This is a genomic window from Haloplanus sp. GCM10025708, from assembly GCF_042663985.1.
Classification (GTDB): Archaea; Halobacteriota; Halobacteria; order Halobacteriales; family Haloferacaceae; genus Salinirarus; species Salinirarus marinus.
In genome coordinates this window covers 299880-324472 of sequence record NZ_JBHSZA010000011.1, presented here as the reverse complement: position 1 = coordinate 324472, position 24593 = coordinate 299880, and the positions used below count along the sequence as shown (strand labels likewise).

General features: G+C 66.8%; 20 protein-coding genes and 4 pseudogenes. 10 read left to right on the top strand and 14 right to left on the bottom strand.

Annotated elements, in window-relative coordinates:
• Positions 1-89 precede the first annotated feature (89 nt).
• From ACFQJD_RS04750 to ACFQJD_RS04740, 3 genes and pseudogenes are all read left to right on the top strand, one after another.
• Complete coding sequence (locus ACFQJD_RS04750; RefSeq protein ID WP_379800404.1) at positions 90-704, top strand: hypothetical protein; 615 nt, start codon at positions 90-92, stop codon at positions 702-704.
• Positions 668-3883 (top strand): annotated as a pseudogene (gltB, locus tag ACFQJD_RS04745) (glutamate synthase large subunit). Before ACFQJD_RS04750 ends, gltB begins: the two are co-directional and overlap by 37 nt.
• 16 nt (positions 3884-3899) lie before the next feature.
• Positions 3900-4667 carry a hypothetical protein gene (locus tag ACFQJD_RS04740; protein ID WP_379796516.1) on the top strand — a complete coding sequence of 256 codons (768 nt, stop codon included), beginning with the start codon at positions 3900-3902 and terminating at the stop codon, positions 4665-4667.
• Between the two features lie 30 nt (positions 4668-4697).
• Here ACFQJD_RS04740 and ACFQJD_RS04735 read toward each other — a convergent pair whose 3' ends face one another.
• Positions 4698-5402 (bottom strand): HD domain-containing protein, encoded by a 705-nt coding sequence (locus ACFQJD_RS04735; protein WP_379796514.1) that lies wholly within the window; start codon positions 5400-5402, stop codon positions 4698-4700.
• Positions 5386-6807 carry an MFS transporter gene (locus ACFQJD_RS04730; RefSeq protein WP_379796512.1) on the bottom strand — a complete coding sequence of 474 codons (1422 nt, stop codon included), beginning with the start codon at positions 6805-6807 and terminating at the stop codon, positions 5386-5388. The genes ACFQJD_RS04735 and ACFQJD_RS04730 overlap by 17 nt, the downstream gene beginning before the upstream one ends.
• A gap of 134 nt (positions 6808-6941) precedes the next feature.
• Here ACFQJD_RS04730 and ACFQJD_RS04725 point away from each other — a divergent pair, with 134 nt between their 5' ends.
• Together ACFQJD_RS04725 and ACFQJD_RS04720 are read left to right on the top strand one after the other, a co-directional pair.
• Positions 6942-7124, top strand: coding sequence for a hypothetical protein (locus ACFQJD_RS04725; RefSeq protein ID WP_379796510.1), 183 nt, complete (start codon positions 6942-6944; stop codon positions 7122-7124).
• A gap of 652 nt (positions 7125-7776) precedes the next feature.
• Complete coding sequence (locus tag ACFQJD_RS04720; RefSeq protein WP_379796508.1) at positions 7777-7995, top strand: hypothetical protein; 219 nt, start codon at positions 7777-7779, stop codon at positions 7993-7995.
• A 272-nt stretch (positions 7996-8267) separates the two neighbouring features.
• Here the strand turns inward: ACFQJD_RS04720 and ACFQJD_RS04715 are convergent, their stop codons facing one another.
• The 7 genes and pseudogenes from ACFQJD_RS04715 to ACFQJD_RS04685 all read right to left on the bottom strand — a co-directional run.
• Positions 8268-9884 (bottom strand): hypothetical protein, encoded by a 1617-nt coding sequence (locus tag ACFQJD_RS04715; protein WP_379796507.1) that lies wholly within the window; start codon positions 9882-9884, stop codon positions 8268-8270.
• A gap of 2 nt (positions 9885-9886) precedes the next feature.
• Positions 9887-10612, bottom strand: a complete 726-nt coding sequence (locus ACFQJD_RS04710; RefSeq protein ID WP_379796505.1) for a hypothetical protein — start codon at positions 10610-10612, stop codon at positions 9887-9889.
• A gap of 322 nt (positions 10613-10934) precedes the next feature.
• Positions 10935-12131: a signal peptidase I gene (locus ACFQJD_RS04705; RefSeq protein WP_379796504.1), complete on the bottom strand. Its 1197-nt coding sequence runs from the start codon at positions 12129-12131 to the stop codon at positions 10935-10937.
• Positions 12132-12319: 188 nt separating this feature from the next.
• The gene (locus tag ACFQJD_RS04700; RefSeq protein ID WP_379796502.1) at positions 12320-13147 is read right to left on the bottom strand and encodes a hypothetical protein; all 828 of its coding nucleotides are present in this window, start codon (positions 13145-13147) and stop codon (positions 12320-12322) included.
• A gap of 96 nt (positions 13148-13243) precedes the next feature.
• On the bottom strand, positions 13244-13582 hold the full coding sequence (locus ACFQJD_RS04695) for a hypothetical protein (protein WP_379796500.1): 339 nt from the start codon (positions 13580-13582) through the stop codon (positions 13244-13246).
• A 57-nt stretch (positions 13583-13639) separates the two neighbouring features.
• Positions 13640-13846, bottom strand: a pseudogene (locus tag ACFQJD_RS04690) (hypothetical protein); the annotation flags it as partial.
• Between the two features lie 458 nt (positions 13847-14304).
• Positions 14305-14970: pseudogene (locus ACFQJD_RS04685) on the bottom strand (SipW-dependent-type signal peptide-containing protein); the annotation flags it as partial.
• A 250-nt stretch (positions 14971-15220) separates the two neighbouring features.
• Here ACFQJD_RS04685 and ACFQJD_RS04680 point away from each other — a divergent pair.
• The gene (locus ACFQJD_RS04680; protein WP_379796499.1) at positions 15221-15505 is read left to right on the top strand and encodes a hypothetical protein; all 285 of its coding nucleotides are present in this window, start codon (positions 15221-15223) and stop codon (positions 15503-15505) included.
• On the opposite strand, the gene ACFQJD_RS04675 is transcribed toward ACFQJD_RS04680, so the two are convergent.
• The 3 genes and pseudogenes from ACFQJD_RS04675 to ACFQJD_RS04665 all read right to left on the bottom strand — a co-directional run bounded on the left by ACFQJD_RS04675 (position 15477) and on the right by ACFQJD_RS04665 (position 19014).
• A complete protein-coding gene (locus ACFQJD_RS04675) occupies positions 15477-16862 on the bottom strand; it encodes a hypothetical protein (RefSeq protein ID WP_379796497.1) in 1386 nt (461 codons plus the stop codon). The genes ACFQJD_RS04680 and ACFQJD_RS04675 overlap by 29 nt on opposite strands.
• A gap of 139 nt (positions 16863-17001) precedes the next feature.
• Positions 17002-17170 (bottom strand): annotated as a pseudogene (locus ACFQJD_RS19330) (SipW-dependent-type signal peptide-containing protein); the annotation flags it as partial.
• Positions 17152-19014 carry a SipW-dependent-type signal peptide-containing protein gene (locus tag ACFQJD_RS04665; RefSeq protein WP_379796495.1) on the bottom strand — a complete coding sequence of 621 codons (1863 nt, stop codon included), beginning with the start codon at positions 19012-19014 and terminating at the stop codon, positions 17152-17154. The gene ACFQJD_RS04665 and the pseudogene ACFQJD_RS19330, both read right to left, overlap by 19 nt.
• 424 nt (positions 19015-19438) lie before the next feature.
• Between ACFQJD_RS04665 and ACFQJD_RS04660 the strand changes: the two genes are divergently transcribed.
• The 3 genes from ACFQJD_RS04660 to ACFQJD_RS04650 all read left to right on the top strand — a co-directional run bounded on the left by ACFQJD_RS04660 (position 19439) and on the right by ACFQJD_RS04650 (position 20788).
• On the top strand, positions 19439-19909 hold the full coding sequence (locus ACFQJD_RS04660) for a DUF7344 domain-containing protein (protein WP_379796493.1): 471 nt from the start codon (positions 19439-19441) through the stop codon (positions 19907-19909).
• A gap of 322 nt (positions 19910-20231) precedes the next feature.
• Entirely contained in the window at positions 20232-20585 is a 354-nt protein-coding gene (locus ACFQJD_RS04655; RefSeq protein WP_379796491.1) for a hypothetical protein, read from the top strand.
• Positions 20582-20788 carry a hypothetical protein gene (locus ACFQJD_RS04650; RefSeq protein WP_379796489.1) on the top strand — a complete coding sequence of 69 codons (207 nt, stop codon included), beginning with the start codon at positions 20582-20584 and terminating at the stop codon, positions 20786-20788. Before ACFQJD_RS04655 ends, ACFQJD_RS04650 begins: the two co-directional genes overlap by 4 nt.
• Positions 20789-20853: 65 nt before the next feature.
• Here ACFQJD_RS04650 and ACFQJD_RS04645 read toward each other — a convergent pair whose 3' ends face one another.
• Both ACFQJD_RS04645 and ACFQJD_RS04640 read right to left on the bottom strand, forming a co-directional pair.
• Positions 20854-21681, bottom strand: coding sequence for a hypothetical protein (locus ACFQJD_RS04645; protein ID WP_379796487.1), 828 nt, complete (start codon positions 21679-21681; stop codon positions 20854-20856).
• Between the two features lie 147 nt (positions 21682-21828).
• Entirely contained in the window at positions 21829-23532 is a 1704-nt protein-coding gene (locus ACFQJD_RS04640; RefSeq protein ID WP_379796485.1) for a hypothetical protein, read from the bottom strand.
• A 580-nt stretch (positions 23533-24112) separates the two neighbouring features.
• On the opposite strand from ACFQJD_RS04640, the gene ACFQJD_RS04635 reads away from it, so the two are divergent.
• Complete coding sequence (locus ACFQJD_RS04635) at positions 24113-24580, top strand: rhomboid family intramembrane serine protease (protein WP_379796483.1); 468 nt, start codon at positions 24113-24115, stop codon at positions 24578-24580.
• The last annotated feature ends 13 nt before the right edge of the window (positions 24581-24593 follow it).

The window sequence follows — 24593 nt, the reverse complement described above, 5'->3', positions numbered from 1 at the left end:
TGTAATGATAATAGGGTCTCTAAATGTGGTTAATGAACACTTATTCTTTCAGGAATACGCTCATATGGAGAGGTTCGAAACGGGATGCCATGACCAAGCCACAGAGAGACGCCAACGCCGATTCAGTCGGTCTGGCCGACCCGGCCGACAGCCGATCGAACTGTGGCGTCGGCGTCGTGGTCGACCTGGACGACGGAGCGACCCACGAGACGGTGGCCGACGGCCTCGACCTGTTGATCAACCTCGAACACCGGGGGACCACGGGAGCCGAGGAAGCGACCGGCGACGGTGCCGGTATCCTGATCCAGCGCCCGGACGACTTCTTCTCCGACGTCGTCGACGCCGCCCTGCCCGAGCGGTACGCCGCCGGCACGGTGTTCATGCCCCGGGACGCCGCTGCCCGGCAGGGGCTGATGACGATTTTCGAGCGGACGCTCGCCGAACGCGGCCTCGACGTCTTCCACTGGCGGGCAGTGCCGACCGACAACGGCGACCTGGGACAGACCGCCCTCGACTCCGAACCCGACGTTCGGCAGGTGTTCGTCGCCCCGGACGAGGAGATGAGCGCCGACGAGTTCGACCGAGCGCTCTACGTCGGCCGACGCGCCGTCGAGAACGAGGTCGAGTCCTCGGCTCCGTCGGTGCCGACCGCTTCTACGTCTGCTCGCTGGACCGCAAGACCGTCGTCTACAAGGGACTGCTGAAAGCCGAGCAGCTCCCCGACTACTACCCCGATCTCACCGACCACCGGGTGAAGTCGTCGCTCGCGCTCGTCCACGCGCGCTTCTCGACGAACACGCTCGGCGCGTGGCATCTCGCACATCCCTACCGGAACATCATCCACAACGGCGAGTTCAACACCATCCGGGGCAACATCAACTGGATGCGGGCCCGGGAAACCGACCTCGCCCATCCCGACTTCGGTTCGGATAGCGAGGAGCGGCGTTCCTCGGACCACGCGAGCGGGCAAACCCCGCGAGCAGACCTCGACACGCTCAAACCCATCATCAACGACCCGAACCAGTCCGACACCGCCTCCGTCGACAACGCCCTCGAACTCCTCGTGCAGGGCGGCCGATCGCTTCCACACGCCCTCCGGATGCTCATCCCCGAAGCCTACCGCGGCGACGAGACGATGAGCGAGGAGCGCCGCGACTTCTACGACTTCCACGCGAGCCTCGTCGAGCCGTGGGACGGCCCCGCCCTCGTCGTCGGCACCGACGGCGAACAGGTCGCGGCGGTGCTCGACCGTAACGGCCTGCGTCCCTGCCGGTACGACGTCACGAAGGACAACCGCCTCGTGATGGCGAGCGAGGTCGGCGCGCTCGACGTCGACCCCTCGAACATCGAGGAACGCCACCGCCTCCAGCCGGGACAGCTCCTCGTCGCCGACTCCGAGGAGGGCCGCATCGTCCCCGACGAGGAAGTGTTCGCCTCCCTCACCGACGAGAAGTACGGCGAGTGGGTCGACGAGGAACAGCGACGCCTCGACGACGGTCTCGACGAAACCTACGAACCCCGCGGCGAGGTCGAGTCGCTGCGCGCCGAGCAGACGGCCTTCGGCTACACCTACGACCAGCTCGACCACCTCGTCGAACCGATGGCCAAAGAGGGCAAAGACCCCGTCGGGTCGATGGGCGACGACACCCCCTCTCCGTCCTCGAAGACCACAACCGCCCGCTGTTCACCTACTTCAAACAGCTGTTCGCGCAGGTGTCGAACCCGCCCATCGACTACATCCGCGAGAAGCTCGTCACGTCGATGGAGACGCGGCTCGGCCCCCAGCGCAACTTCCTGGGCGAGTCGCGCGAACACGCCCGGCAGCTCGTCCTCGACTCGCCCGTCCTGACGGACGCCCAGACGGCCGCCATCAAGGACCTCGACGGCGAGTTCGACTCGGCGGTCGTCGACGCGACGTACGACCCCGCGACGGACCTGGAGGACGCCGTGACCCGCCTCCGCGCCGACGCGCGCCGGACCATCGAGGAGGGTGCCGATATCGTCGTCCTCTCGGACCGGAACACCGGCCCCGAACGAGTCCCCGTCCCGAGCCTGCTCGCCACCGGCGCGGTCCACCACTCGCTCGTGCGCAACGGCCTGCGAAACCACGCCGGACTCGTCGTCGAGTCGGGCGACCCCCGCGAGGTCCACCACCTCGCGACGCTCGTCGGATACGGCGCGGGCGCGGTCAATCCGTATCTCGCCTACCAGAGCATCTGCGACGTCGTCGCCGGCCCGGACGGAGCGGACGAGGCAACGGCCATCGGCCACTACAAGAACGCCCTCGAAGACGGCCTCCTGAAGACGATGGCGAAAATGGGCATCTCGACCGTCGAGAGCTACCAGGGAGCCCAGATTTTCGAGGCGGTCGGGCTCGACTCGGCGTTCGTCAACGAGTACTTCGAGGGGACCGAGATTCGCACCGAAGGCATCGGAATTCCACAGATCGAGAAGGATCTGCTCGCCCGTCACGCCGTCGCCTACGGGAGCGACCCCGACCTCGAACGACAGGGCGAGTACGAACACCGATCGGCCGGCATCCACCACCAGTGGAACCCGGAGACCGTCGGCACGCTCCAGCAGGCGGCCCGGTCGGGCGACTACGAGAAGTACCAGGAGTTCGCGGACCGCATCAACGACCAGACCGAGCGGCTCCAGACGCTCCGTGGGCTGTTGGAGTTCGACTCCGACCGCGACCCGGTCCCGGTCGAGGAGGTCGAACCGGTCCACGAGATCGTCGAGCGGTTCTCGACGGCGGCGATGTCGCTCGGGAGCCTCTCACCGGAGGCCCACGAGAACAACGCCGTCGCCATGAACCGCCTCGGCGGGAAGTCCAACACCGGCGAGGGGGCGAACCGCCCGAGCGCTTCGACACTGAGAAGGAGTGTAACGTCAAACAGGTCGCCTCCGGCCGGTTCGGCGTCACCTCGGAGTATCTCTCCTCGGCGGACGAACTCCAGATCAAGATGGCACAGGGGTCCAAGCCGGGGAGGGCGGCCACCTCCCCGGCAAGAAGGTCAACGAGATGATCGCGCACGTCCGCTACGCGACGCCGGGCGTCGGCCTCATCTCGCCGCCGCCGCTCCACGACATCTACAGCATCGAGGACCTCAAACAGCTCATCTTCGATCTGAAGGCGTCGAATCCCGAGGCGGACATCAACGTCAAACTCGTCTCGGAAGCCGGCATCGGCACCATCGCCGCCGGCGTCGCCAAGGCCGAAGCCGACGTCGTCCACATCTCCGGCCACTCCGGCGGGACGGGCGCGTCGCCCAAGACGTCCATCAAAAACGCCGGCCTGCCGTGGGAACTCGGCCTCGCCGAGGCGAACCAGATGCTCCGCGCGACGGGGCTTCGCGACCGCATCCGCGTCTCCGCCGACGGCGGGATGAAGACGGGCCGCGACGTCGCCGTCGCCGCCCTGCTGGGGGCCGAGGAGTACGTCTTCGGCACCGCGCCGCTGGTCACCTCCGGCTGTGTGATGGCCCGCATCTGCCACACGAACGACTGCCCGACCGGCGTCGCGACCCAGCAGGAGGAGCTTCGCGGCCGCTTCCCCGGCCAGCCCGAACACGTCATCAACTACATGACGTTCATCGCACAGGAGCTGCGAGAGATCATGGCCGACCTCGGCTTCCGGACGGTCGACAAGATGGTCGGCCGGCCGGACTACCTCGCTCAGCGCGAGACGGACCACGAGAAGGCGAAACGGCTCGATCTCTCGGCCATCGTCGCCGACCCCGCCGAGGGCACGGTACAAGGTCCGCGATCAGACCCACGCCGACATCGACACCCACCTCGATCGGAAGCTCATCAAAGAGGCCTCCGACGCGATCGAGGAGGGCGAGCCAGTCCATATCTCGCGGAGCATCGAGAACCGTAACCGGGCGGTCGGGGCGATGCTCTCGAACCGCATCTCGCGGCGCTACGACGGGAGCGGCCTCCACGACGACACCATCAGCTGCGAGTTCGAGGGCGTCGCCGGACAGAGCTTCGGCGCGTTCCTCGCCCGCGGCGTGACGATGGAGCTCACCGGCGCGGCCAACGACTACGTCGGCAAGGGGCTCTCCGGCGGCAAGGTAATCGTCAAGACGCCCGAGAACGCCGCCTACGAACCCGAGGAGAACATCCTCGTCGGCAACGTGGCGCTCTACGGCGCGACCCAGGGCGAACTCTACGTCAACGGCCTCGCTGGCGAGCGCTTCGCCGTCCGTAATTCGGGTGTGAAAGCCGTCGTGGAGGGCGTCGGCGACCACGGCTGTGAGTACATGACCGGCGGCGTCGTCGCCGTCCTCGGCGAGACGGGGCGCAACTTCGCGGCTGGAATGTCCGGCGGCGTCGCCTACGTCTACGACCCCGACGGCGAATTGGCGCGGAAGACGAACACCGAGATGGTGACGCTCCACGACGAACTCGAAGAGTCGGACGAGGCGATGCTGCATCGCCTGGTCGAGAACCACGCCGCCTACGCCGACAGCGACCGGGCCGCCGCCCTGCTCGACGACTGGGCGGACGAGGTCCGAAACTTCACGAAGGTGATGCCCGAGGCGTACGCGAACGTCATCGCCGAGCGGTCCCGAGCGGACGTCCGCACCGACCTGCCGCCGGCCGCGGAGGGCGCACGGTCCTCACGGACGGACACGGGCGTCGCCACCAGCGACGACTGAGCCGTCGCCGTCGGCCGAAACGACCCGGGCTCAGTCGGAGCGGTACAGCTCCTCGAACTCGTCGTGGTCCATCTCGGGCACTTCCATCTCGAGCCACTCTTGGAACCACTTGACGCGCTTGAGGCGTTTGTGTGCGATGCTCTCGGCGGTCTCGCTCTCGACGCGCCGAGCGGCGTCTTTCCCGCGTTCGAGGACGCGTTCGACCATCTCCGCGGCGTCCATGTGGGACCGGGCCTCGTAGCCCATCCGGAGGAGCATCAGCGCCGTCCCGTTGGCCCCCACCTTGTCGAGGACGTCCGCCTCGATGAGACACCGCGTCTCCAGCGAGACGTCGTCGAGTTCGCCCTGATAGGAGTGGTCGCGGATCGCCTGACACGCCTCCTCGACGAACGACTGCGGGAAGTCGCCGTGAGTGTCGAGATACTCGCGGGCGACGCGTGCGCCCTCGTCGGCGTGTCGCTCCTGTTCGGCTTCGAGTTTCGCGATGTCGTGAAACAGGGCGGCCACGCGCACCACGTCCACGTTCGCCCCCTCGTGTTCGGCGATGCGCCCCGCCAGGTCGACGACGTTCAGGATGTGGTTGAACCGGTAGTCGGCGCTGTGCCAGGGGTACCAGCGCATCCGTCCGCCGTCGTCCTCGTTCTCGACGCTCGCGGTGAGGTAGTCGTAGACGAACTCCTCCATCGCCTCGAACTCCGCGTCCGAGACGGGGGACTCCTTAATCTCGACGCCCACGATCCCACCTCCGTTCGATGTGTCGTTCGGTCATTACTGAAAAAAGGAGTGTTCGACTCTTAGGCGTTACGACAGTACGGGTGTTCGAACGCCGCTCGTTCGGACGCCAGAACGTTCCGAGCGACCCGCCGGCCGAGGAGAGAGCGTCGGCGAGCTCGACCGTGCGTACGACCGCTTCGAGGAGCGGGCCGGTTCGTCCACGGCAGGCGAACTCGTCGCTGGCGAGGGCGACGACGGCGACGCCGAAGACGGCGATGCCGGCGGTGGTCAGGAAGGCGATTTCGAGCGAGGCGACGTCGGCGACGACGCCGAGCAGGAAGGGTCCACCCGCCCCGCCGATAGCGGCCGCCGTCTGGGTCACCGCGAAGATCGACCCGCTCAACTCCTCCGTCGAGGCCCCGGCGGTGATGGCGTTCGCCGCGGGGTAGATGGAGTACATCGCGACGCCGAGGACGACGAAAGCGACGGGCAACAGGAGGCGGTCCAACGGGACCAGCGCCAGGACGGCGACGACGCCGGCCGTCAGGAGAAAACACCCCGCGGCGAAGACGCGCCGGTCGAACCGGTCGACCCAGTAGCCGGCGACCGTCGAGGCGACGCCCGCGGCGACCATCGTCAGCGAGAGCATGGCGTTCCCGAACGCCGGATCGTCCCCGACGAGTTCGGAGGCGAAGACGGGCGTGAACGTCTGGACCGCCCGCACCTCGCCGCCGATGACGACGAACAGAAGCGAGAGGCCGAGGACCGTCGGCGATCGGACGAAGCCGAGCGCGCGGCGCACCTGTCCGACGGAGTCCCGACCGAACTCGGCGCGGACGGCGGCGACGAACCCCGTCGACGGTGGCGGCGAGGGCGCGATACGGGGGTAGAGAAGATAGAGGGCGACGCCGAACGCGAGGCCGAGCGCGCTCCCCACCAGCAGCGCGGTGCGCCACCCGTAGGAGACGGCCACGCCGGCCACGACGATCGGGGCCGCCATCGACCCGAACGTCCCGAGCATCCCGTGGATACCCATGCTCCGGCCGTGGGTGTCGGCGGATTCGAGGTCGCTGATGACCGACATCCCCGTCGGGTGGTAGGTACTCCCGCCGACGCCGGCGACGGCCATACCGACCAGCATCAGCGGAAACGACGGTGCGAACGCGACGAGGGCGATGCTGACCGAGAGGCCGACCATGCCGACGGCGAGCAGCATCCGAGAGCTGTAGACGCCGACGAGGCGACCGATCGGGAGCTGGAAGACGGAGTACGTGACGAAAAACACCACGACCATCAGGCTCGCGTCGGCGTAGCTGATGTCCAACCCGGGGACGAGGAAGGGAAACAGCGGCGGGACGATGATGCTGAAAAACTCGTTGAAGCCGTGCGCGAGACTCATCAACCAGACCAGACCTGGGTTGTCCACCTCGACCAACGTCCGGGCACGCCCGACGAACGACATCCTTGGGTGCGACTCTGCGGCACCGGCGGTTAATACATGTCGCTCTGAGACCGGCGTCCCGGGCAACACTGACGGAGGAGCGCGCCGTAGTGACGACCATGTATCAGATTCTCTTTCCGGAAGGCCAGATCGAGTGCGACCGCTATCAGGAAGCGGGGAACGGCGTCGAACTGTACGACGAGGACGGCGAGTTCGTCGCGTTCGTTCCGTTCTCGAACCTCCACGCCATCATCGACGAGGAGAAGGCGAGTCGGGACACGAGCGAGCCGTCGGTGATGTAGCGGCCGCGGCAGGGAAAACACGGGATCGGCGGAGGGAAACGGCGCGACGTTCGCGAGCGCGCCGGCCCCGGCGAGACTCGGCTGTCCGACCGTCGCCGTCTCGAAGAGAGCCGGTGGTTCTCGCACCTACGGCGGGAGAGTTCCACGGCAGCCCTCGGCGGCTCCGCCGCGTCGATTCGGTCGAAAATGGGTGATTAAGCCAACCGTGGGCACTCCGTACCGGATTCGCCGCAGACGGAAAGGGTAGCTTTCCGTTCTGTTAAGTGGTAGATAACTATAGGGATATATCATTATCTTCCTCTCGTATCACCGATGATCGCTACCACTACCACGGGACCATGATGGGCCTCCTTCGAACGGATCGAAACCTACCCGAGACGGACATCCACGACATCCTGAGAAACGACCGTCGGCGGAACGTCATCAAACAGCTCCAGGAGACGAACCACGAGGTGTCCCTCCGCGACCTCTCTGTCCGGGTCGCGGAGATCGAGACGGGGAGTCGCCGCCGCCGTCGAACATCCGCGACAGCGTCTACATCTCGCTCCACCAGACCCATCTCCCCAAACTCGACGACGCCGACATCGTCGACTACGACAGCGACCGCAAGACGATCTCGCTCCAGAAGCCGGCTCAGCAGGTCGACCTCTACATGGAAGTCGTGACCAAATACGGGATAACGTGGGCGGCCTACTACCGCACGCTGGGGACGCTCTCACTCATCACCGTCCTCTTCGCCGCCATGCAGCTCCCGGTCGTCTCCTCGATAGACGTCCTGCTCTGGGCGAGCTTCTTCCTCGCGGTCATTGCCGGATCCACCGTCTATCAGCTCTGGTCACGGCGGTGGCTTTATCTCCAGCAGCTGTTCTGAAGGGACGGTCCCGACGATCCCAGTTCGCCGATCGCGGCGGAGTCGACTCCTAAACGTTATCGGCCGTCAAACGGAAATAACGGACAGCAGAACCGAAACCCCATAGAGGTAGATCATCCCGACGATCGCGTTTCGCTTGGGGGCGTGTGGATGCATCCCGGGGAGCCTGACACACCACGACCCGAGCGTAGCGAACGGGAGGCGGCTGAACGAACCGAGAACCGTCCCCCGAATCCTATCGCGTACGCGGGAAAGTTCGAGCTCTTCGGGCGTCATTTTGCTCCCGAGTCGCCGGTCGTACCGTCCGACGTACCGCCGGATTCCGATTCACCATCCGTCGAACCCCCACTGCTCGTCCCGTCGCTCGTCGATCCGTCACCGCTTGTCCCGTCGCCACTCGTCCCATCACTCGTCGATCCGTCACCGCTCGTCGACCCGTCACCGCTCGTCCCATCACTCGTCGATCCGTCGCCACTCGTCGATCCATCGCCGCTCGTCCCATCACTCGACCCGTCACCGCTCGTACCATCGCTCGTCCCATCACTCGTCGATCCATCGCCGCTCATCGATCCATCTCCGCTCGTCCCATCACTCGTCGATCCATCGCCGCTCGTCCCATCACTCGTCGATCCATCGCCGCTCGTCCCATCACTCGTCGATCCATCGCCGCTCGTCCCATCACTCGTCGATCCATCGCCGCTCGTCCCATCGCTCGTCGATCCATCGCCGCTCGTCCCATCGCTCGTCCCATCACTCGTCGATCCATCGCCGCTCGTCCCATCGCTCGTCCCATCACTCGTCGACCCGTCACCGCTCGTCGATCCGTCGCTGCTCTCGCCGTTGTTCGTCGACTCCTCGTCACTCGTTCCATCGCTGTTCGACCCGTCGCTACTCGATCCATCACCGCTCGATTCGCCCTCCGTCGATCCGCTTCCGTCGTCCGCGCCGCCGTCCGACGATTCAGTGCCGTCGGAACTCGATCCGCCGTCCGACGTCGCCCCGTTGCTCGATTCGCCATCGGTGTCGCTGCCCTGGCTCGTTTCGGACTCTCCGGAACCGCCGGACTGATCGCCCGTCTCGCCGTTCGTGGTGTCCTCACCGCCGTCGGAGCTTCCCTGTGAATCGGACGGTGATTCGCCAGTTCCACCAGCCGATCCCGTCTCGTTCCCGGTCGGCGTTTCGGACGGTGGACCGGTGCCCGCTCCCTGTCCCGTCTCGTTGCCGTCGGTCGGCGACGTGCTCGTCTCGTCGACCGTCCCGTTCGTCGTTCCGTTGACTGTTCCGCTCGTCGTCCCGTTGACTGTTCCGCTCGTCGTCCCGTTGACTGTTCCGCTCGTCGTCCCGTTGACTGTTCCGTTCGTCGTCCCGTTGACCGTCCCGTTCGGCTGCTGGGCGGTGCTCGGAGACTGGTCCGGGACGACCACCGCGAAGGGACTGAAGGTGTCGGTGAAGGCGACCAACTTGATCAGCGACGTCGTCTCACGGCCGACCGTGGTGTCGAGTTTCCACCACTTGCCCCGGTGTTTGTGAACGATGGCGGCCGACTCCGGCGTGGTGTTCGTCGACTGGAACACGAACGAGCCGAGCCAGAACGTGATTCTCGCACAGCGATCCGACTCCGTCACGCTCTCCGAACTAACCACTTCCACCTCGTCGATATCGACCGTCGACTCGTTGTCAGACGTCATGCTCGGAGTACACTGCACCCGGGTGATGTCGACCGATCCGGACGTCACCGTCGGCTCGATATGTAACGTCGCCGCGGCGGATTCGTTGTCGTGGAACGACGAGTACGTCCCCGCGCCGGACACGGAGGCGACGACGACGAACGTAACGAGGAGCGTCACGACCGCCGCCCAGTCCAGTCCGGGGTCGTCAGCCGAGGACATGGTTACGTCTGACCTCCGTCGGTCTGGCCGGTGCCGTTCGGGGACGGTCCCTCGTTTTTGCTCCCGTCGCCCCCGGTGAACCACCGGTTCTCGTCGGTTTCGTATTTGATCCAGTAGCTCTCCGGGCAGGGGTTGCTGTTGCTTCTCGGCGGCGTCGTGTTCGTCTCCGGAAACGCGCTTTTCTCCTGTGTGTAGGTGGCAGCCGCCTCGCCCGTCGTGAACGTCTGGCCCTCGGTGACGGGGCCTTCGAACACGTCCAACCGTTGACCGTATTTGAGCAGGACGGTCTCGACGGTGATCGACTCGGAAAGCCCGACGACCGCGACCGTTCCGCCGTCGTCGCTCAGATCGAGCGTCACGTCCTGCGGGGTGATCTCGGAGGGACACGAGAGAGCGATCCAACTGATCTCGCCCGCCGAAGACGGGGGAGTGGACGTCCCACAGAGTCGGCCGGGGCAACTCCAGTCGGGAGTGACCGCCGCCGAGTTCATCGCGTGTCGGGTCTGTGTGGCGTAGAAACCGAAATCGAACTCGACGTCGAGGTCGGACGTCACCGTTCCCGTCGTCCACTCGACGACGAGGTCCCAGGTGACGTCGGGAGAGAGTTCGCCGAGAAGGTGCCCTTCTCCGAGCCGTTCGCGGGCCACGCGGAGCGACCGATAGCCGTCGTCGGTGCCGTCGAATCCGTCGAGCCACCGGTCGACTACCCCGTCGCGGTCCGTGTCCACGCCGAACCGCACTTGGATTTCCTCTTCGGCGGCGGTGCATCGCTTACAGCGCGTCCGGAACCAGGCGTAGGACGGATTGCCGGATACGGAAACGGCGACCGTCTCTCGCCCCTCGGGACCGGATATCGATATCGGGGACGCGCCGTCGGTCGCGTCCGTGTTCCCCAGTTCGAGTCGAGGTCCAAGACGCCAGCGGTCAGCGCACTTTGCAGACTCTCGGAGTCGGCCACCACGGCCGCCGTCCCACTTCCGGTCGACGCCGCAGCCCCGACGGTAGCCAGCGCCCAGAGGATCTTCCGACGCGACAGCGGACGGCGGTCGGTCACGCGTTCCCACCACCCGTCGGAGTCGTCTCGTCGGGCTCCCCGGCCGCGGAGACGGTCGTCCCGCCGTCGGGTTCGGGAGCGGCCCGGTGCAGATAGAGGACGTCGTCCTGGGTCAAGTAGTAGGTCTCGCGTTCGTCGTCGTAGACGACCCAGTCGTCACGGTCGACCGCGGTCTCGATCAGCGACTCGACCGACGCGAGCGGGACCGTCGTCCGCTCGTCGAGCCGGGCCGGGAGCTCTCCCTGTCGGACGATCCCGTCGGGAGTCCGTTCCGTCGAGGCCGGCGAGTCGCCGCCGGAGCCGAGGCTAGCGACGTAGATCACGAGACAGAACAGGAAGGCGACGGCCGTGGCCGTCGCGGCACCGATCGACCACGCCTCGCGAGTCGTGTAGGCGACGTAGCCGCTGTACGGGACGTACAGTCCGAGCAGCAACAGGAGCAACTGGAGGCTCGACCGCGTCAGCGTGAGCGAACCGCCGTCGGCGTCGGTTTCGCCGTCGGCGACGTCCGCCGCGTCGTTCGACGCCGCGGGCGTCGTCGCGTCCGACGGCGCGTCGCTCGAGGCCGACGTCTCGGTCGACGACGGCCCTCGAATCGACTTCACCAGCTCCCAGAGCTCCGAGAGCACGAACAGCGCCATCGGCGTGAGAACGAGCGCCAGGAAGCCGAGCTGAGTGTTAGCGAACTGGATCAGATGGCCGATGAACGGAATCACGAAGATCACCTCGCCGATCACCCGATCGTAGGAGACGGTCCCCGGATCCGCACCCTCGTTGGCGTCGCCTTTGGTGACGTAGACCTCGGTCCCGCCGGTCTGTCTGATCTCGACGACGCGGTGGGTCGTCGGCGTCTCGCTCCCGGCGCGCTTGAACGTGACGACGTCGTTCCGTTCGATCTCGGAGGCCGGCACGTCACGGACGATCACCGCGTCGCCGGGACTCATCTTCGGCTCCATGCTGCCCGAGAGGACCACGAGCCCCTGGTCCGCTCCGACCACCTGCGGCACCGCGTAGACGACGAACGGCGAGACGGCCGCGAGCAACACGAGTACGCCGAGCACGTTCGCCAGGAAGCGGAGCGTGGTGCGGTCGTTCTCACTCATGTCGCCCACCCCCTCGCCGGCCGTCGCGGCCCCGTCGCAGTCGGTCCACGCACGGTCCGCTCTCCCGTCGTCGTCCCCCGTCGAACCCATTACACTCACAGAGCCCCGTCGTGCCCTTAGTTATCCGCCGCTTTGACACGAAAGGGAGCGCGGTAAGGGGAGCCTGAGCCGCGACTGATCCCGGCGAGAACTTCCGACAGCGATACGCGGGCGTCGCCCGCTCGAGCGGGCTGATACCGGGCGAACCCTCTGTACCGTGGACCGCCGTTAACGACCGATTAACCGTCGGTTTTGCCATCGTTATCCCCCCTGTCCGGCACACGGCCGCGGATCGATTCCCACCTGAAACGTCGCCGAATCGCCCTGGATGACGTTGATGTCGGTCCCGGGCGCGTCGGCCGGCAGCGACTGCGGAATCTCCCACCTGAACGAGACGTACACCTCCGGCTCCTCCGCCGGGTCGAGACAGGTCGACAGCTGGTACCCCCGTCGAACGTCCCGCTGTCGGCCACCTCGGCCAGGCTCTGCCAGCCGTCGGTGATCTCCGTATCCCCCACGATCGGGACGTCCGCCCACGTCGGCTCGCCGTCGCCGCTCCCGAACGCGCCGTCGTCTTTCCAGATTCGGATCTCCGCGACGTCGTCCAGTTCGCCCGCGTCCGGCGTACCGTCCCCCGCGACCCGCTCGGGGTCGTTGATGCCGTTCTCCGCCGTCTCCGAGAGCCGGAACCGGAGGTAGAGCCGGGCGTTCTGCGTCGTCTGTTCGGGATCCTCGAGCAGCCGCGCTCGCATGGTCACCGCCCCCGAGTCGCCCGGCACGACCGCCTCGTCGACGACGAGGCCGACCGCTCCCGTCTCGCCGTCGGCGGCGAGATCGGTCTCCTCCTGCACCGCGCCGTTGACCGTCTCCCGCCACGCGAGCGCGATCCGCGGCGGCGCGTTCGTGAACTCCGTCGACTGCGCGTACGTCCCGTTGACGGTCTGCTGGTTCGTCTCTACCGTCTCGGAACCGAGCGCGGCCCCGACCCGGTCCACGCCGAGATAGAGAGCGCCGACGCTCCCGACCGCGGCGAGGATCCGCCGTCGTGTGAACGGAGCTGTGGTCATCTGACAGGCCCACCGACGGAGTCGAACCGTCGTGCGTGGCCTCGGTTGAGGCCACGCGCACCGAGCGTGGGTGAATGGGGGATGGAGTGTGGCGTCTCAGGCGTCGACCTCCTCGTTGTTCATGCCGCTCCCGTCGTTGTGGCGGCACTGCTCGGTGTAGAACCCGAGATCGAACTGCACGGAGTCGGACTGGATCTCGTTGGCGTGGTCGACCGGTAGCCACCACGAGAAGCCGATGCACTTCGTGGAGTTTCCGGGGAAGCAGTCCCGGGCCTCGGCGTCGTCGTCGCCGGTCAGTTCGTCGAAGTTGGTCGAGAGGTCCCCGTCGAGCGGGATGCCGTTGCCGTCTGTGAGTTCCAGGAGTGCGTCCCGGAGGCTCATAGTGGCGAACACCTGCTCGGCGCTGACGATTTCGCCGCCGAGTTCGGTGAGCACGTCCTCGAACGTCTCGCTGCCAGCAGTGAGGTAGGTGTGGTCGTCGTCGGAAGGACGGGCGAAGTCGAGTAAGCTGCCCTCAGTGGCCCCGCCGGTCCCGACGGCGAAGATTTCGTCGGTGTAGTCGTCCGTATCGCTGCCGGTGACGTTGTCGGCTGCCGTCGACGGTGCCGTACCCGTGTTGTTCTGCCCGTCGGTGACGACGATCTGGATGGGCTGCTCGCCGTTCTCGCAGTTCTGTAGATCGTCGTCGGCCGCGAGGATACCCTCACCGATGGCGGTGCTTCCCCCGTTGCCGGGAGGCCGTCGATGACGCCCTGCGTCGCCGAGACGTCGGTGGCGTCGGCCGAGCCGACCGACTGTTGCACCGTTGCGTCGTCATCGTCCGTGCTGAAGAACGTCACACCGACCTTGCCACCCGCGTTGATGATCTCCTCGGCGAGGGTCTTTGCGCCGCTTATCGCATCGGCGTTTCGATCGCCAGACATCGATGAAGACGCGTCGAGGACGAGCTGGACGCAGGGATCTTCCCCAGCTTCTCGTGCGTCGCCGTCGACGAGATTGTTACAGTTGTCGTCGTACCAGAACGCCGTCTGGATCTCGTCGAGGAGTTCGATCTCCGCGTTCTGAATCTCGCCCCGACCGACCGCCGTCTCGTCGCTCGACCCCGCCTCGTCGGTGTCTTCGGCTTCGGGCTCGGTGTGTCCGTTCTCGGCCGCCTGGACGTTGGCTCCGTTCATCCAGACGTAGCCGGGATTCGTACAGAGGTGGAAACTGAACGTCACCTCGCCGAAGTCGCCCGGCTTCACGTCCTGCAGATTGATCAGCGGCAGCACTTCCTGTCCGTCGCTGTCGTAGGTGTCGTCGTTCTCGGTCCGGCCGCTTCCGGCCGACGTGGGATCCATGTCGTCCGGCGCGTCGGCGAGGATGTCGGTGTCCGAACAGACGTCGGCCTGGTCGAAACTGTCCTGCACCCCGTCGTCGTCGGAATCGGGATAGGCCTCCAGGGACGTGTTGTCCATGAACAGGTCACGTGAGGAGGCGTCACCGTCGCCGGGACTGTCCGTCTGATTCACCCAGACGCTCTTGTCCGCGTCCGGCGCGCCCACCGGGAACGAGTAGTAGTCGCTCGGCGTCCCCGGCTCTTCCATTGTCCAGTCGATCTCGCCGTCGCCGGCCGAGAATTCGTCGTCGGATCCGTCGTGGTAGTGCTCCTCCCAGTCGACCTTCATGTCCAGCGTGCCCGCGGTGAGCTGGTTGTTCTGGAACGTTTCCTGGTCGCTGAAGTACGCGGACGTACCGAGGCCCGCGCCGGCCGACGCCACACCGATCGTGCCGAGTGCGGCGAGGGCCTTCCGTCGTGAAAGTTCGAAGTCGTCGTGTGACATTGTGCTTGCTCCGTGGTCGTCGTTCGGTTAGCCCCCGGTCGGGGGATACCCACCGGCGGAATCGAACCGCCGTGGGACGGGGTCGCCGGCGACGCCGGAGAGCCCGCCCGCGCCAGCGTGGGCGAGGTCGGGATGGGGGATGCCGTCTCAGGCGTCGACCTCCTCGCTGTTCATGCCGCTCCCGTCGTTGTGGCGGCACTGCTCGGTGTAGAAGCCGAGATCGAACGAGACGGAATCGGACTGCACCTCGTTGCCGTGGTCGAGCGGGAGCCACCACGAGAAGCCGATACAGTGGGTCGCGGAAGCGTCGAAACAGTCGCGTGATTCGCCGCTCTCCTCGCTGTCGAGTTCGCCGAACGGCGTCGTTCGATCGCCGTCGAGCGGGATGCCGCGACCATCGTTGTCGGTGAGGAAGTCGATCGCCTCCCGTAGCGAACGCCCCTGGAAGATGTATTTCTCGCCGCTGGTGGTGGCGACGTCGCGAGCGACCTGCCGGGCGGTGGCAGTCAGGTCGGACGAGAAGTTGGTGTCGTAGAAGTCGTTTGGCGTAGAGGCGACGTAGTGCTGGAGGTAGGCGTCGAGGTCGTCGCCGAGACCGACCCCTCGTTCGCGATGCCGGCGACGAGAATCTCCATGCCGTCGTCGTCGTTCGTCGTGTCGCCGTTGACCGGATTGGACCCGGCCTGGGCGAGCTGCCACGTCTCGTAGCGTTCCTCGTCCGACGAGGAGTCTCCGTTGTTGTTGTCGGGGAAAGCGTCGGAACCCTCGAACGGATCGCCCGAATTCGGCGTACCGTCTCCACCGACGTTACTGTCGTCCTCGACGTACTGGCCGGCAGTGAACGAAGCCGAGGTAACCGGCGTGCTATCATACGTGACAGTGTACGAGGTCCCTCCAGAGACGTACCCGTAGTTCGGCGCACCGTCAGTGACGAGCAGAATCTTCTTGTCGACGTCGCTCCCCCGAATGCCGGATAAGTTCGGATCGTTGAGAATCTTTCTCGCGATATCGAGCGCGTGTGGCATCGGCGTGTCACCCGCCGTCTGGTCGGGCAACAGCGTGCTGGCGATGCCGTTATCGCTGTTGTCCAGGTAGTCGTCGACGGGAGCGACGGGGTTCAGTAGGTTGATCGCGTTGAGATTCTCGCCACCAGCGAAGGACATCAGCCCGACGCGGACGATCTCCTCGCCCGCTCGATTGCCGCTCGTGAGCGTCCCCTGCGGGAGTTCCTCGGCGAATGCGTCCGCGGCGGCTTTCAGCAACGCGAGCTGGTCGCCCTCCGGATCACTCGGGTTGTCGCCGAGCGAGTTGGATGTGTCCGCGATGACCATCAGATCGACCGGCTCCGCCTCGCCGTCGGGGACGTTGTCACAGTCGTTGTCGTACCAGATGGACGTCTGGATGTTATCGGCGAGTTCGACGGACGGCGATTCAACGCCCTCCTTGGGCGACCCGTCCTCCTGCTGGTCTTCGTCTTCGTCGTCGGCCTCGGGTTCGGTGACGCCGCCCTCGTCCGTGGTCAGCCCGCCCGGCGCGTTCATCCAGACGTAGCCGTCGTTGTCACAGAGGTGGATGCTGAACGTCACCTCACCGAAGTCGCCCGGCTTCACGTCCTGGATGTCGATCAGCGGATCGCCGGGCTCGGTCGTCTGTCCGCCGACCGTTCCGTTCGTCCGCGTGTCGGAACTGAGCCCGCTGTCGTCGGCACCGACGTCCGCGAGGATGTTACAGGCGGTCGGCGCGATGTCGCTCGAGTCGTTACCCGGGAAGCCGTCGTCGCCCGCGTTGTTCTCCACCAGGTCGCCGTAGCTCGCGATGCCGTCGTTGTCGTCGTCCGGGAACGCCTCGACGGACGTGTTATCCTGAAACTGCGGGACGTCGCCGTTGGCCACCCAGACAGATCGGAGACCCTCCGTATCCTCGGTGACGCCCGGCGGGTATCGCGTGTAGTCCGCAGCTCCTCGGGATCGTCCATCGTGAAGTCGACCCCTTCGAACTCGTCGTCGGACCCGTCGTAGTAATGCTCCTCCCAGTCCATCTTGAGGTCCAGCTCGCCCGCGACGAGCCGGTTGTTCTGGAACGTTTCCTGGTCGCTGAAGTACGCGGACGTACCGAGGCCCGCGCCGGCCGACGCCACACCGATCGTGCCGAGTGCGGCGAGGGCCTTCCGTCGTGAGATGTTCAGGTCGTCGTGTGCCATTGTTCTCGCTCCCCATCCCGGGGAAACCCACCGGCGGAGTCGAACCGCCGTCGGCGCGGAGCGCGACGCCGTGTCCGAATGGGTCGTGGTCGTTCGGGTGCTGTGCGACTACTGCGACGTCCCCGTCGGTTCAGACGTTGGCGTCGGCGTCGCCGTCTCCGGGGCCATCCCGGTGCCGTCGTTGTGGCGGCACTGCTCGGTGTAGAAGCCGACGTCGAACGCGACCGAATCGCCCTGGATCTCGTTGCCGTGGTCGATCGGAACCCACCACTGGAAGCCGAAGCAGTGGGTCGCCTGACCGGGGAAGCAGCCGCGCGTCCCGTCCGGCGTCGGGATCTCGACGTCGTCGCCGTCGTAGGTGAGGTTGCGGTAGTAGATGTCCGACTCTGCGCCACTGGTGCTACCGAGGCCGATGCCGACGCGGAGGATCTTCGTAGCCGGATCGTATTCCGACGTGAGATCTTCCGTGTTTCCGCCAGCGACCTGGCCGTCCGCGTCGAACCAGTTGTAGCCGCCGTTGAAGTCGGGGTTGCCGAGAATTTCGTTGTGGACGTTGCGCGTGTACCAGCTTTCGGGGTCCGGGCGCTCCCCGAAACCGGGTTGTCGTCGTTGCTCGTCCGGCGGACGGTCGTTCGCGTCCCGTCGGGGTGTTCGAGCAGGAGCCACACCTCGTCTGGGGCGGCGTGACCGTGGGCGGGACCGTGGTAGTAGTCGTACGTGAGGGTCGCGCCGTCGGCGATGTCCTGAAGCGTCACGTCCGGGAGCGCGGCGACGGTCGTCGCGTAGTCCTGCGAGCTACCTCCGACGGAGTGTCCGTACACGACCTGTTCGGAGGTTCCCGCTGGATCGGTCGCGTCCTCGAACACGACGTCGCTGTCGCCGTCGTCACTGAGGTCGAGATGGTTGACACCCAGGCGAACGAAGTCGTCGTATCCACCGAGCCCGCCTTCGTACGTCCGCGTCCCGTCCAGCGGGATCCCGCGGTCGTCGGCCGAGGCGCTGCTCGCTGCGTCGGGGGAGGCATCGATGAGGAACTCACCGAGATTGCCCGACCATTCCTCCATTTCGTTCCCGTCTTTCTGGTTGTCGCAGTCGTCGTCGTACCAGACGCGAACCTGGATCTGGTCGAGGAGTTCCACGTTCCCGCCCGAGATGCCACTGACGTCCTCGATGACCTCGTCCGTCGCTCCGTTCTCGTCGGCGTCCTCGGCTTCGGGCTCGGTGACGCCGTTCTCGCGGGCTTCGACGAGATCGCCGGTCATCCAGAGGTATCCGGGGTTCGTACAGAGGTGTGTACTGAAGGTTACCTCGCCGAAGTCGCCCGGTTTGACGTCGTCGAGGGCGATCAGGGGTTCACCGACACTATCCTCGGTTCGGTATTGAGAGGACAGGCCGCTGTCCTCGTCGCCCACGTCCACGAGGTTGCTGTTCTCACCACAGGGGTCGGTGACCGGGTCCTGGATCCCGTCGTCGTCGGAGTCCGGCAGCGCCTCGACGGACGTCGCGTCCCAGAACTCGTCTTTGGTCGCGTCGCCGCTCGGGTAGAGCGTGATGTTCTCACCCTCGGCTCCGACCGTCCCGGTACCGAGGTCGACGATGGGTGAAGTATCCGCGCCCGGATCACTCATCGTCACCAGGTCCGCGCCCGCGGACCCGTCGTAGTAGTGCTCCTCCCAGTCGACCTTCATGTCCAGCGTGCCCGCGGTGAGCTGGTTGTTCTCGAACGTCTCCTGATCGGAGAAGTACGCACTCGTTCCGAGGCCCGCACCGGCGGAGGCGACGCCGATCGTCCCCAGCGCCCCGAGGGCCTTCCGTCGCGATATGTTGAATCGTTCTTCCGTCATCTCTTGTACCTCCCCTCACGGGGAAACCCACCGACGGAGTCGAACCGCCGCGGGACGGGCCTCCGTCCGAACCGGAGCCGTCGCGAAGACCGACGTGGGTGGCTGCCGACACCTCTACGCATAACACCCACCCCCATAGCTAATCGCCAATTCGCTCACATAACGTCGGAATAAGCGGAGTAAAGCACCGATTAGCGCACCGAACGCGGTGTAACGCCGCGACGCGGCGCGCCGAGAGTCGACCGTCGTCCGCGCGGAGCGCGCCGGGGTAACGCATCGATTAAGCCGCCCCCCCGAGATCGGCGGGAGCGGTAAGCGCACCGAACCGGTCGCGTCCGGGATCTTCAGGCACGGCCGTTCAGTCGTTAACATCCTGATAACTATTCCCCGCTGTCGTGTAGGCGGGGACACCCGGACGCCAGCCATGAACATCGGACTACTCCAGACGGACGACGTGCTCCCCGAGACGGACATCCACGACATCCTCCGGAACGACCGGCGACGGAACGTGATCAAGTGTCTCCAGGACCGCGGGCACGAAGTGTCGCTCCGGGACCTGACGGAGCACATCGCCGAAATAGAGACGGGCGAGTCGCCACCGCCGTCGAACATCCGCGACAGCGTCTACGTCTCGCTCCACCAGACCCACCTGCCGAAACTCGACGACGCCGGCATCGTCGACTACGACAGCGACCGCAAGACAATCAGCCTCCAGCGACCCGCGCGGCAGGTCGACCTCTACATGGAGGTCGTCACCCGGTACGGCGTCACGTGGGCCACGTACTATCGCGCAGTCGGCACGCTCGCGCTTCTCAGTATCGTCCTGTCGTCGACGAACGCGCCCGTCGTCGCCGCGGTCGACCCCTCCTCTGGGCCAGCGGCTTCCTCCTCGTGATCGCCGCCTCGACGTTCTATCAGTTCTGGACGCGACGCTGGCTCTACCTCCAGCAGTTGCTGTGAGATCGCACCACGCCCCCGTGGTCGATCGCGGATCGATAGCACCCGTCGAAAACGGCCTATTCATAAAATACCCGGAAGAGACGCTCTTCCGCGCACATTCTCGGCCCCATGCTTATAGTTATATCGAATGATATTTAGGTCGAATCCTTTATTCTCAAGAGTCCCCGTTTCAAACAAGAGCAATGAGTCACCGCTCTCCTGAATCGAGACGCGACGAACGTTCGTCTCCCACGAACGTCGACCGTTCGGCAGCGACGATGGCCGACCACCTCTGTAAGGGGTTCATCGCCCACGACCAGCGAGACTACGACGGCGCAGTCGAGGCGTTCGCAGTGGTCGACGAGCTGCAGTTCGATCACATCGACGACTCGGCCGCCCGTCGGGCGGCCGCGGGCTACGTGGACGCGCTGTGGGCCAAAGACGACGTCGAGGAGCGCTGTCGAGTCAACGGCGAACTCGACCCCGACAAGCTTCGGTCGGCGGACTGGTCGTCGGTCGAACGGGCGTTAGAACGGCGGGCCGAGGCGGCCGAGATCGACCCCGATACGCTTCGCTCACGACCGACGCGTGGATCCAGCACAAGGTCGGCGGCGACTACTGGACGCCGATGATGACCGCCCAGATGCTGGAGTTCCGCGCGGCGCTGCAGAATCCGGCGTATCCGAACAAACCCCGACACGGGCAGGGCGGCTTCGGCCCCGAACCCACCCGGTACGCCCTCGGCAACGAACTCCACGACACGCGACAGTGGGAACAGGCCCGAGAGGTCATGACGCCCTACTTCCAGCGCATCCTCGACGAACACGACGCGTGAGTCGGTCGCCGCCACAGAGAACGACCCGACGGACTCCGCCGGAGTCGGCCGCCGTGAGGGCCGCCTCACTCCGCGGCCATCGCGTCCGGTGACAGCTGCGCCTCGAACACGCGGGCACCGCAGGATTCGCAGGTCGACGCAAGGACGTCGATCGACCGACAGCACGATTCGACCGTCTCCTCGCCAATCGTGACGGTGCCGTCACACGAGGGACAGCGGTCGAGCCACAACCGCAACGATCCGAGTACCTCCGCTCGGGCGTCGAAGCCCAGTTGCTGCCAGCCCGGGTAGTGATCGCGAAGCACCGCCTCCGCCGCGAGGTCGGCGAGGTAGGCCCCGCGCGACTCCCACTGCCCGACGCGCATGTCGTCGATGTACGCCTCGTAGGCGTCGCCGTGGGCCCGAATCGAGACCCGGTCGGAGTCGACGTCGAGGCTGTCGAACAGGTCCGCGACGCTCGACTCGTCCGCCGCGTCGCGCAGTCCGTCGATGCGGTCGTTCCACTCCCGTTCGAACCACGGCGTGAGACAGAGGTCCTCGCCGCCGCGACACTCCGAGACCAGATCGGCTTCGAGAAGCACCGTCTCGACGTCGAACGGGTCGGTCGACCGCGCTGCGGGTTGAGGGTCCTTGTCGAACAGCCGAAGCACGGAATCGGGGAGATACCGCTTCGTCAGCGTCGGCGTCCCCGGGACCAGATACCCGCGGAAGTAGACGAGCGCGAGGCTGACGGCGAACGCCGCGACGCCCGCGGGCGGACCAGCGAGGACAGCCACGACCCCGCTTCCGGCGGCGGCGACGGCGAGGTTGACGAGCGTGCACGGGATGCATCGGTTCTCCCCGGTGTACTCCGGCTGACGTAATCGGGGAACGCGTTCGCTGAGTGTGGACATGAGTCGTCTCCATCACCGGGTCGCCATCGCATAGTTAATCGTCCGTTATCGCGGAATCGAGGGGAACCGTCGCGCCCTCGAGGACGTCCCGTTCGTCGACCGCGACGGACGACCCGCCGACGTCGTACGTCCCCGGGTGGGCGACCGTCACGGCGAACGACCCCGCTTCCGGCGCGACCCGGCGGACGTAGTCGAACTCGGCACCGGGGATCGAGACGCGCGTCGAGAGGAGAGTTCGTCGGCGTCGGCCGATCCCTCGATCGTGGCTCCGGGCACGAGGGTGAACACTTTTCGCGACCCGTCGTCCGCGGCGTAGACGGCCCGGAAGTGAGCGACGCCGCCGTATCGCTCGCTGGCGCTGCCGTAGCGCTCGTGGAGGCGCGCCTGCAACCGCGCCGGGTGGACGCCGCCGAGATGCGGGAGATCGCGGGTGACGACGAAGCCGACGCGGCCCGCGAACCGCCGGTACCACTCCCGACCCTCGCTGGAGAACAGGAAGTCCTCGTAGTTGCGCTGGGCGTAGCCGTAGCCCCGGGCCTCCCCGTTCACGAAGTAGTTGTACATCCGGTTGCGGCCCCACTTGCTGAGGACGTAGTTCTCGGGGAACTCCCAGCCGCGCTCCTCGGCGTGGTCGTGCATCCACCGGGCGGCGCGGTAGGAGGCGTCGTCGATGACGAGCAGTCGGTCGATGAGCGCGGTGTAGAGCCCGCCCGTGCCGACAGCTACGGCCCCGAACCCGCCGAGCAGGAGGAGGCGCGTGCGGTCGGGGACGCGGATGTCGTCGACGGCGGCGGGAGGGGAGTCCCTATCGGAGCGAAGCGGCGCGGGGACGCGAACGAGGTCGAACCACGCCGCGAGGGCGACGAATCCGACGCCGCCGAGGACGGCGAGAAACGGCGCGGCCTCGCCGGCGAACCGCCGCTGGACGACGGCCAGCGCGCCGAAGAAGACGGCGTAGACGCTCACGACGAGCCAGCCGGCTTCGGATCGCCGCCAGCCGCGCCGGACCGCCCACAGAAGCGTCGGCACCGCGAGGAAGGGCGTGAAACCGAGGATGAGAAGCGGGCCGAAGGCCCCGTAGGCGCTCCCGAGCGAGGAGAGTTCGCCGATGGAGCGCCCGGGGCGGAAAAACGCCAGCCCGCGGGCGAGGCGGGCCGACAGCCCGGGGACGTATCGCCAGGCGACGGCCGCGACGACGCCGAAGGCGGCTTCGAACCCCAGCAAGACCCGCCACGACCATCCCCCGCGGTCGACAGCGGCGACGAGGCCGCAGAGCCCGAGGCCGCCGAGAAAGAGGAGGTCGAGCGCGTAGACGGTCTCGGCGTACTGCCACCCCGCCAGGAGGTGGACGCCGTGTGCGAGGACGGCGGCGACGCCGAGGCCGCCGACGATCGGCGCGAGTCGGTCGCTCCCGTCGCGACGGGCCTCGACGAGGGCCACGAGCGCCAGCGACGGGACGAGCGGGAAAAAGAGGAGGGGTGCCGCTTCCCAGGAGAGCGTCTGACCGGCGAGACCGAGGCCGAGGAGACCGGCGACGAGCCACGTCTCCCGTCGCTCCCGGTCCCGGGCGAGCAGGTCGACGACCGCGAGGACCGTCAGCGAGAGCCAGACGTAGTCGAGGGCGTGGTGGTCCGCGACGCCGATCGACGTCCGGTAGGCGTGGGCCGGCGTCACCGCGAGCAGGCTGAGCGCCGCGAGCCCCGACCGGACGTCTCCAGTGAGTCGGGTCGCGATGCCGTAGACGCAGAGCCCGGTCGCCGCCGCGGCGACGACGGGATACCACGCGACGACGGCACCGGACGCCCACGTCCCGCCGCCGACGGGGGCCGACGCCGCCGCCAGCAGCGCCACGAGAAGCGGTTCGCCCCGCGTGGCGAACGCGGGAAGCGACGGGACGACGCCCCCGCGAGCGACCGGTCGACCAGGTACCGATACATGTAGGGGTCGTTCGAGAGGAGCACGACCCAGTCGCCGCGGAACACGTCGGGAATCGGGAGGAGACGCACGGCGACGAGGAGGGCGACGCCGGCGACGAGCGCCCGTCGGAGCCGCGTCCGTGACGCCGTCCGGGACGCGTCCAGCGCCGCTCGGACGGCCGCCGGATCCCGAAGCCGGTACCCCGACGACGCCTCCTCGACGTGGCCCGCTTCGACCAGCGTCGCGACGGACTCCGGGTCGACGCCCTCGGCGTCGGGCCGCCAGGCGTCGGCGCGTTCGTCCACGTCGAGCAGTCGTTCGAGCGTTCCCCGAAGATCCGGGCGCTCGTCGAGCAAGCGACGCAGTCCGTCGGCGTCACCCACCGCGTCTCACCCCGTGTCCCGTCGGCGCGTCCATCGTCGAACTCGTGTGATCGCTGCGACATAAGTCATCGGGGGAGGTGTCACGATTCCCGCCGAGAGAGTGAAGTGCGCCCGGTGCGTTCGGGCGGGCGATGGCACGGGGGCGGCGACCGACGACCGACGTTCCGGCGGAATCGACGACGCTGCTCCTCACGTTCGTCTTCGTCGCGCTGTTCCGCCTCGAACAGAACGCCGCCTATGCCCTCGGGATCACGACCCGACAGCTCGTCACCGTCGACGCGTTCCCGCTCCGGGCGATCGTCCAGCTGCTCGCTCCCGCCCTCCACGCGACGGCCGGCCACCTCGTCAGCACCCTGGTGTGGTTCGTCCCCTTCGGCTACTTCCTCGAACGACGGACGACCCGGGAGGATTACGTCGCCTTCGTCGTCCTGGCCGGCCTCGTGACGACCATGCTCGTGCCGGCCGCGCTCGTCCTCCTGGGCCTCCCCGTCGGCCTCGGCGTGGGCGCGAGCGGCATCACGCACGCGCTCGTCGGGCGCGGGCGAGCAGTACGCGTCGTGGACCTGAGGGGGCCGCCACCACAAGAAGTGTTAAGATAGAGACATTCGTACG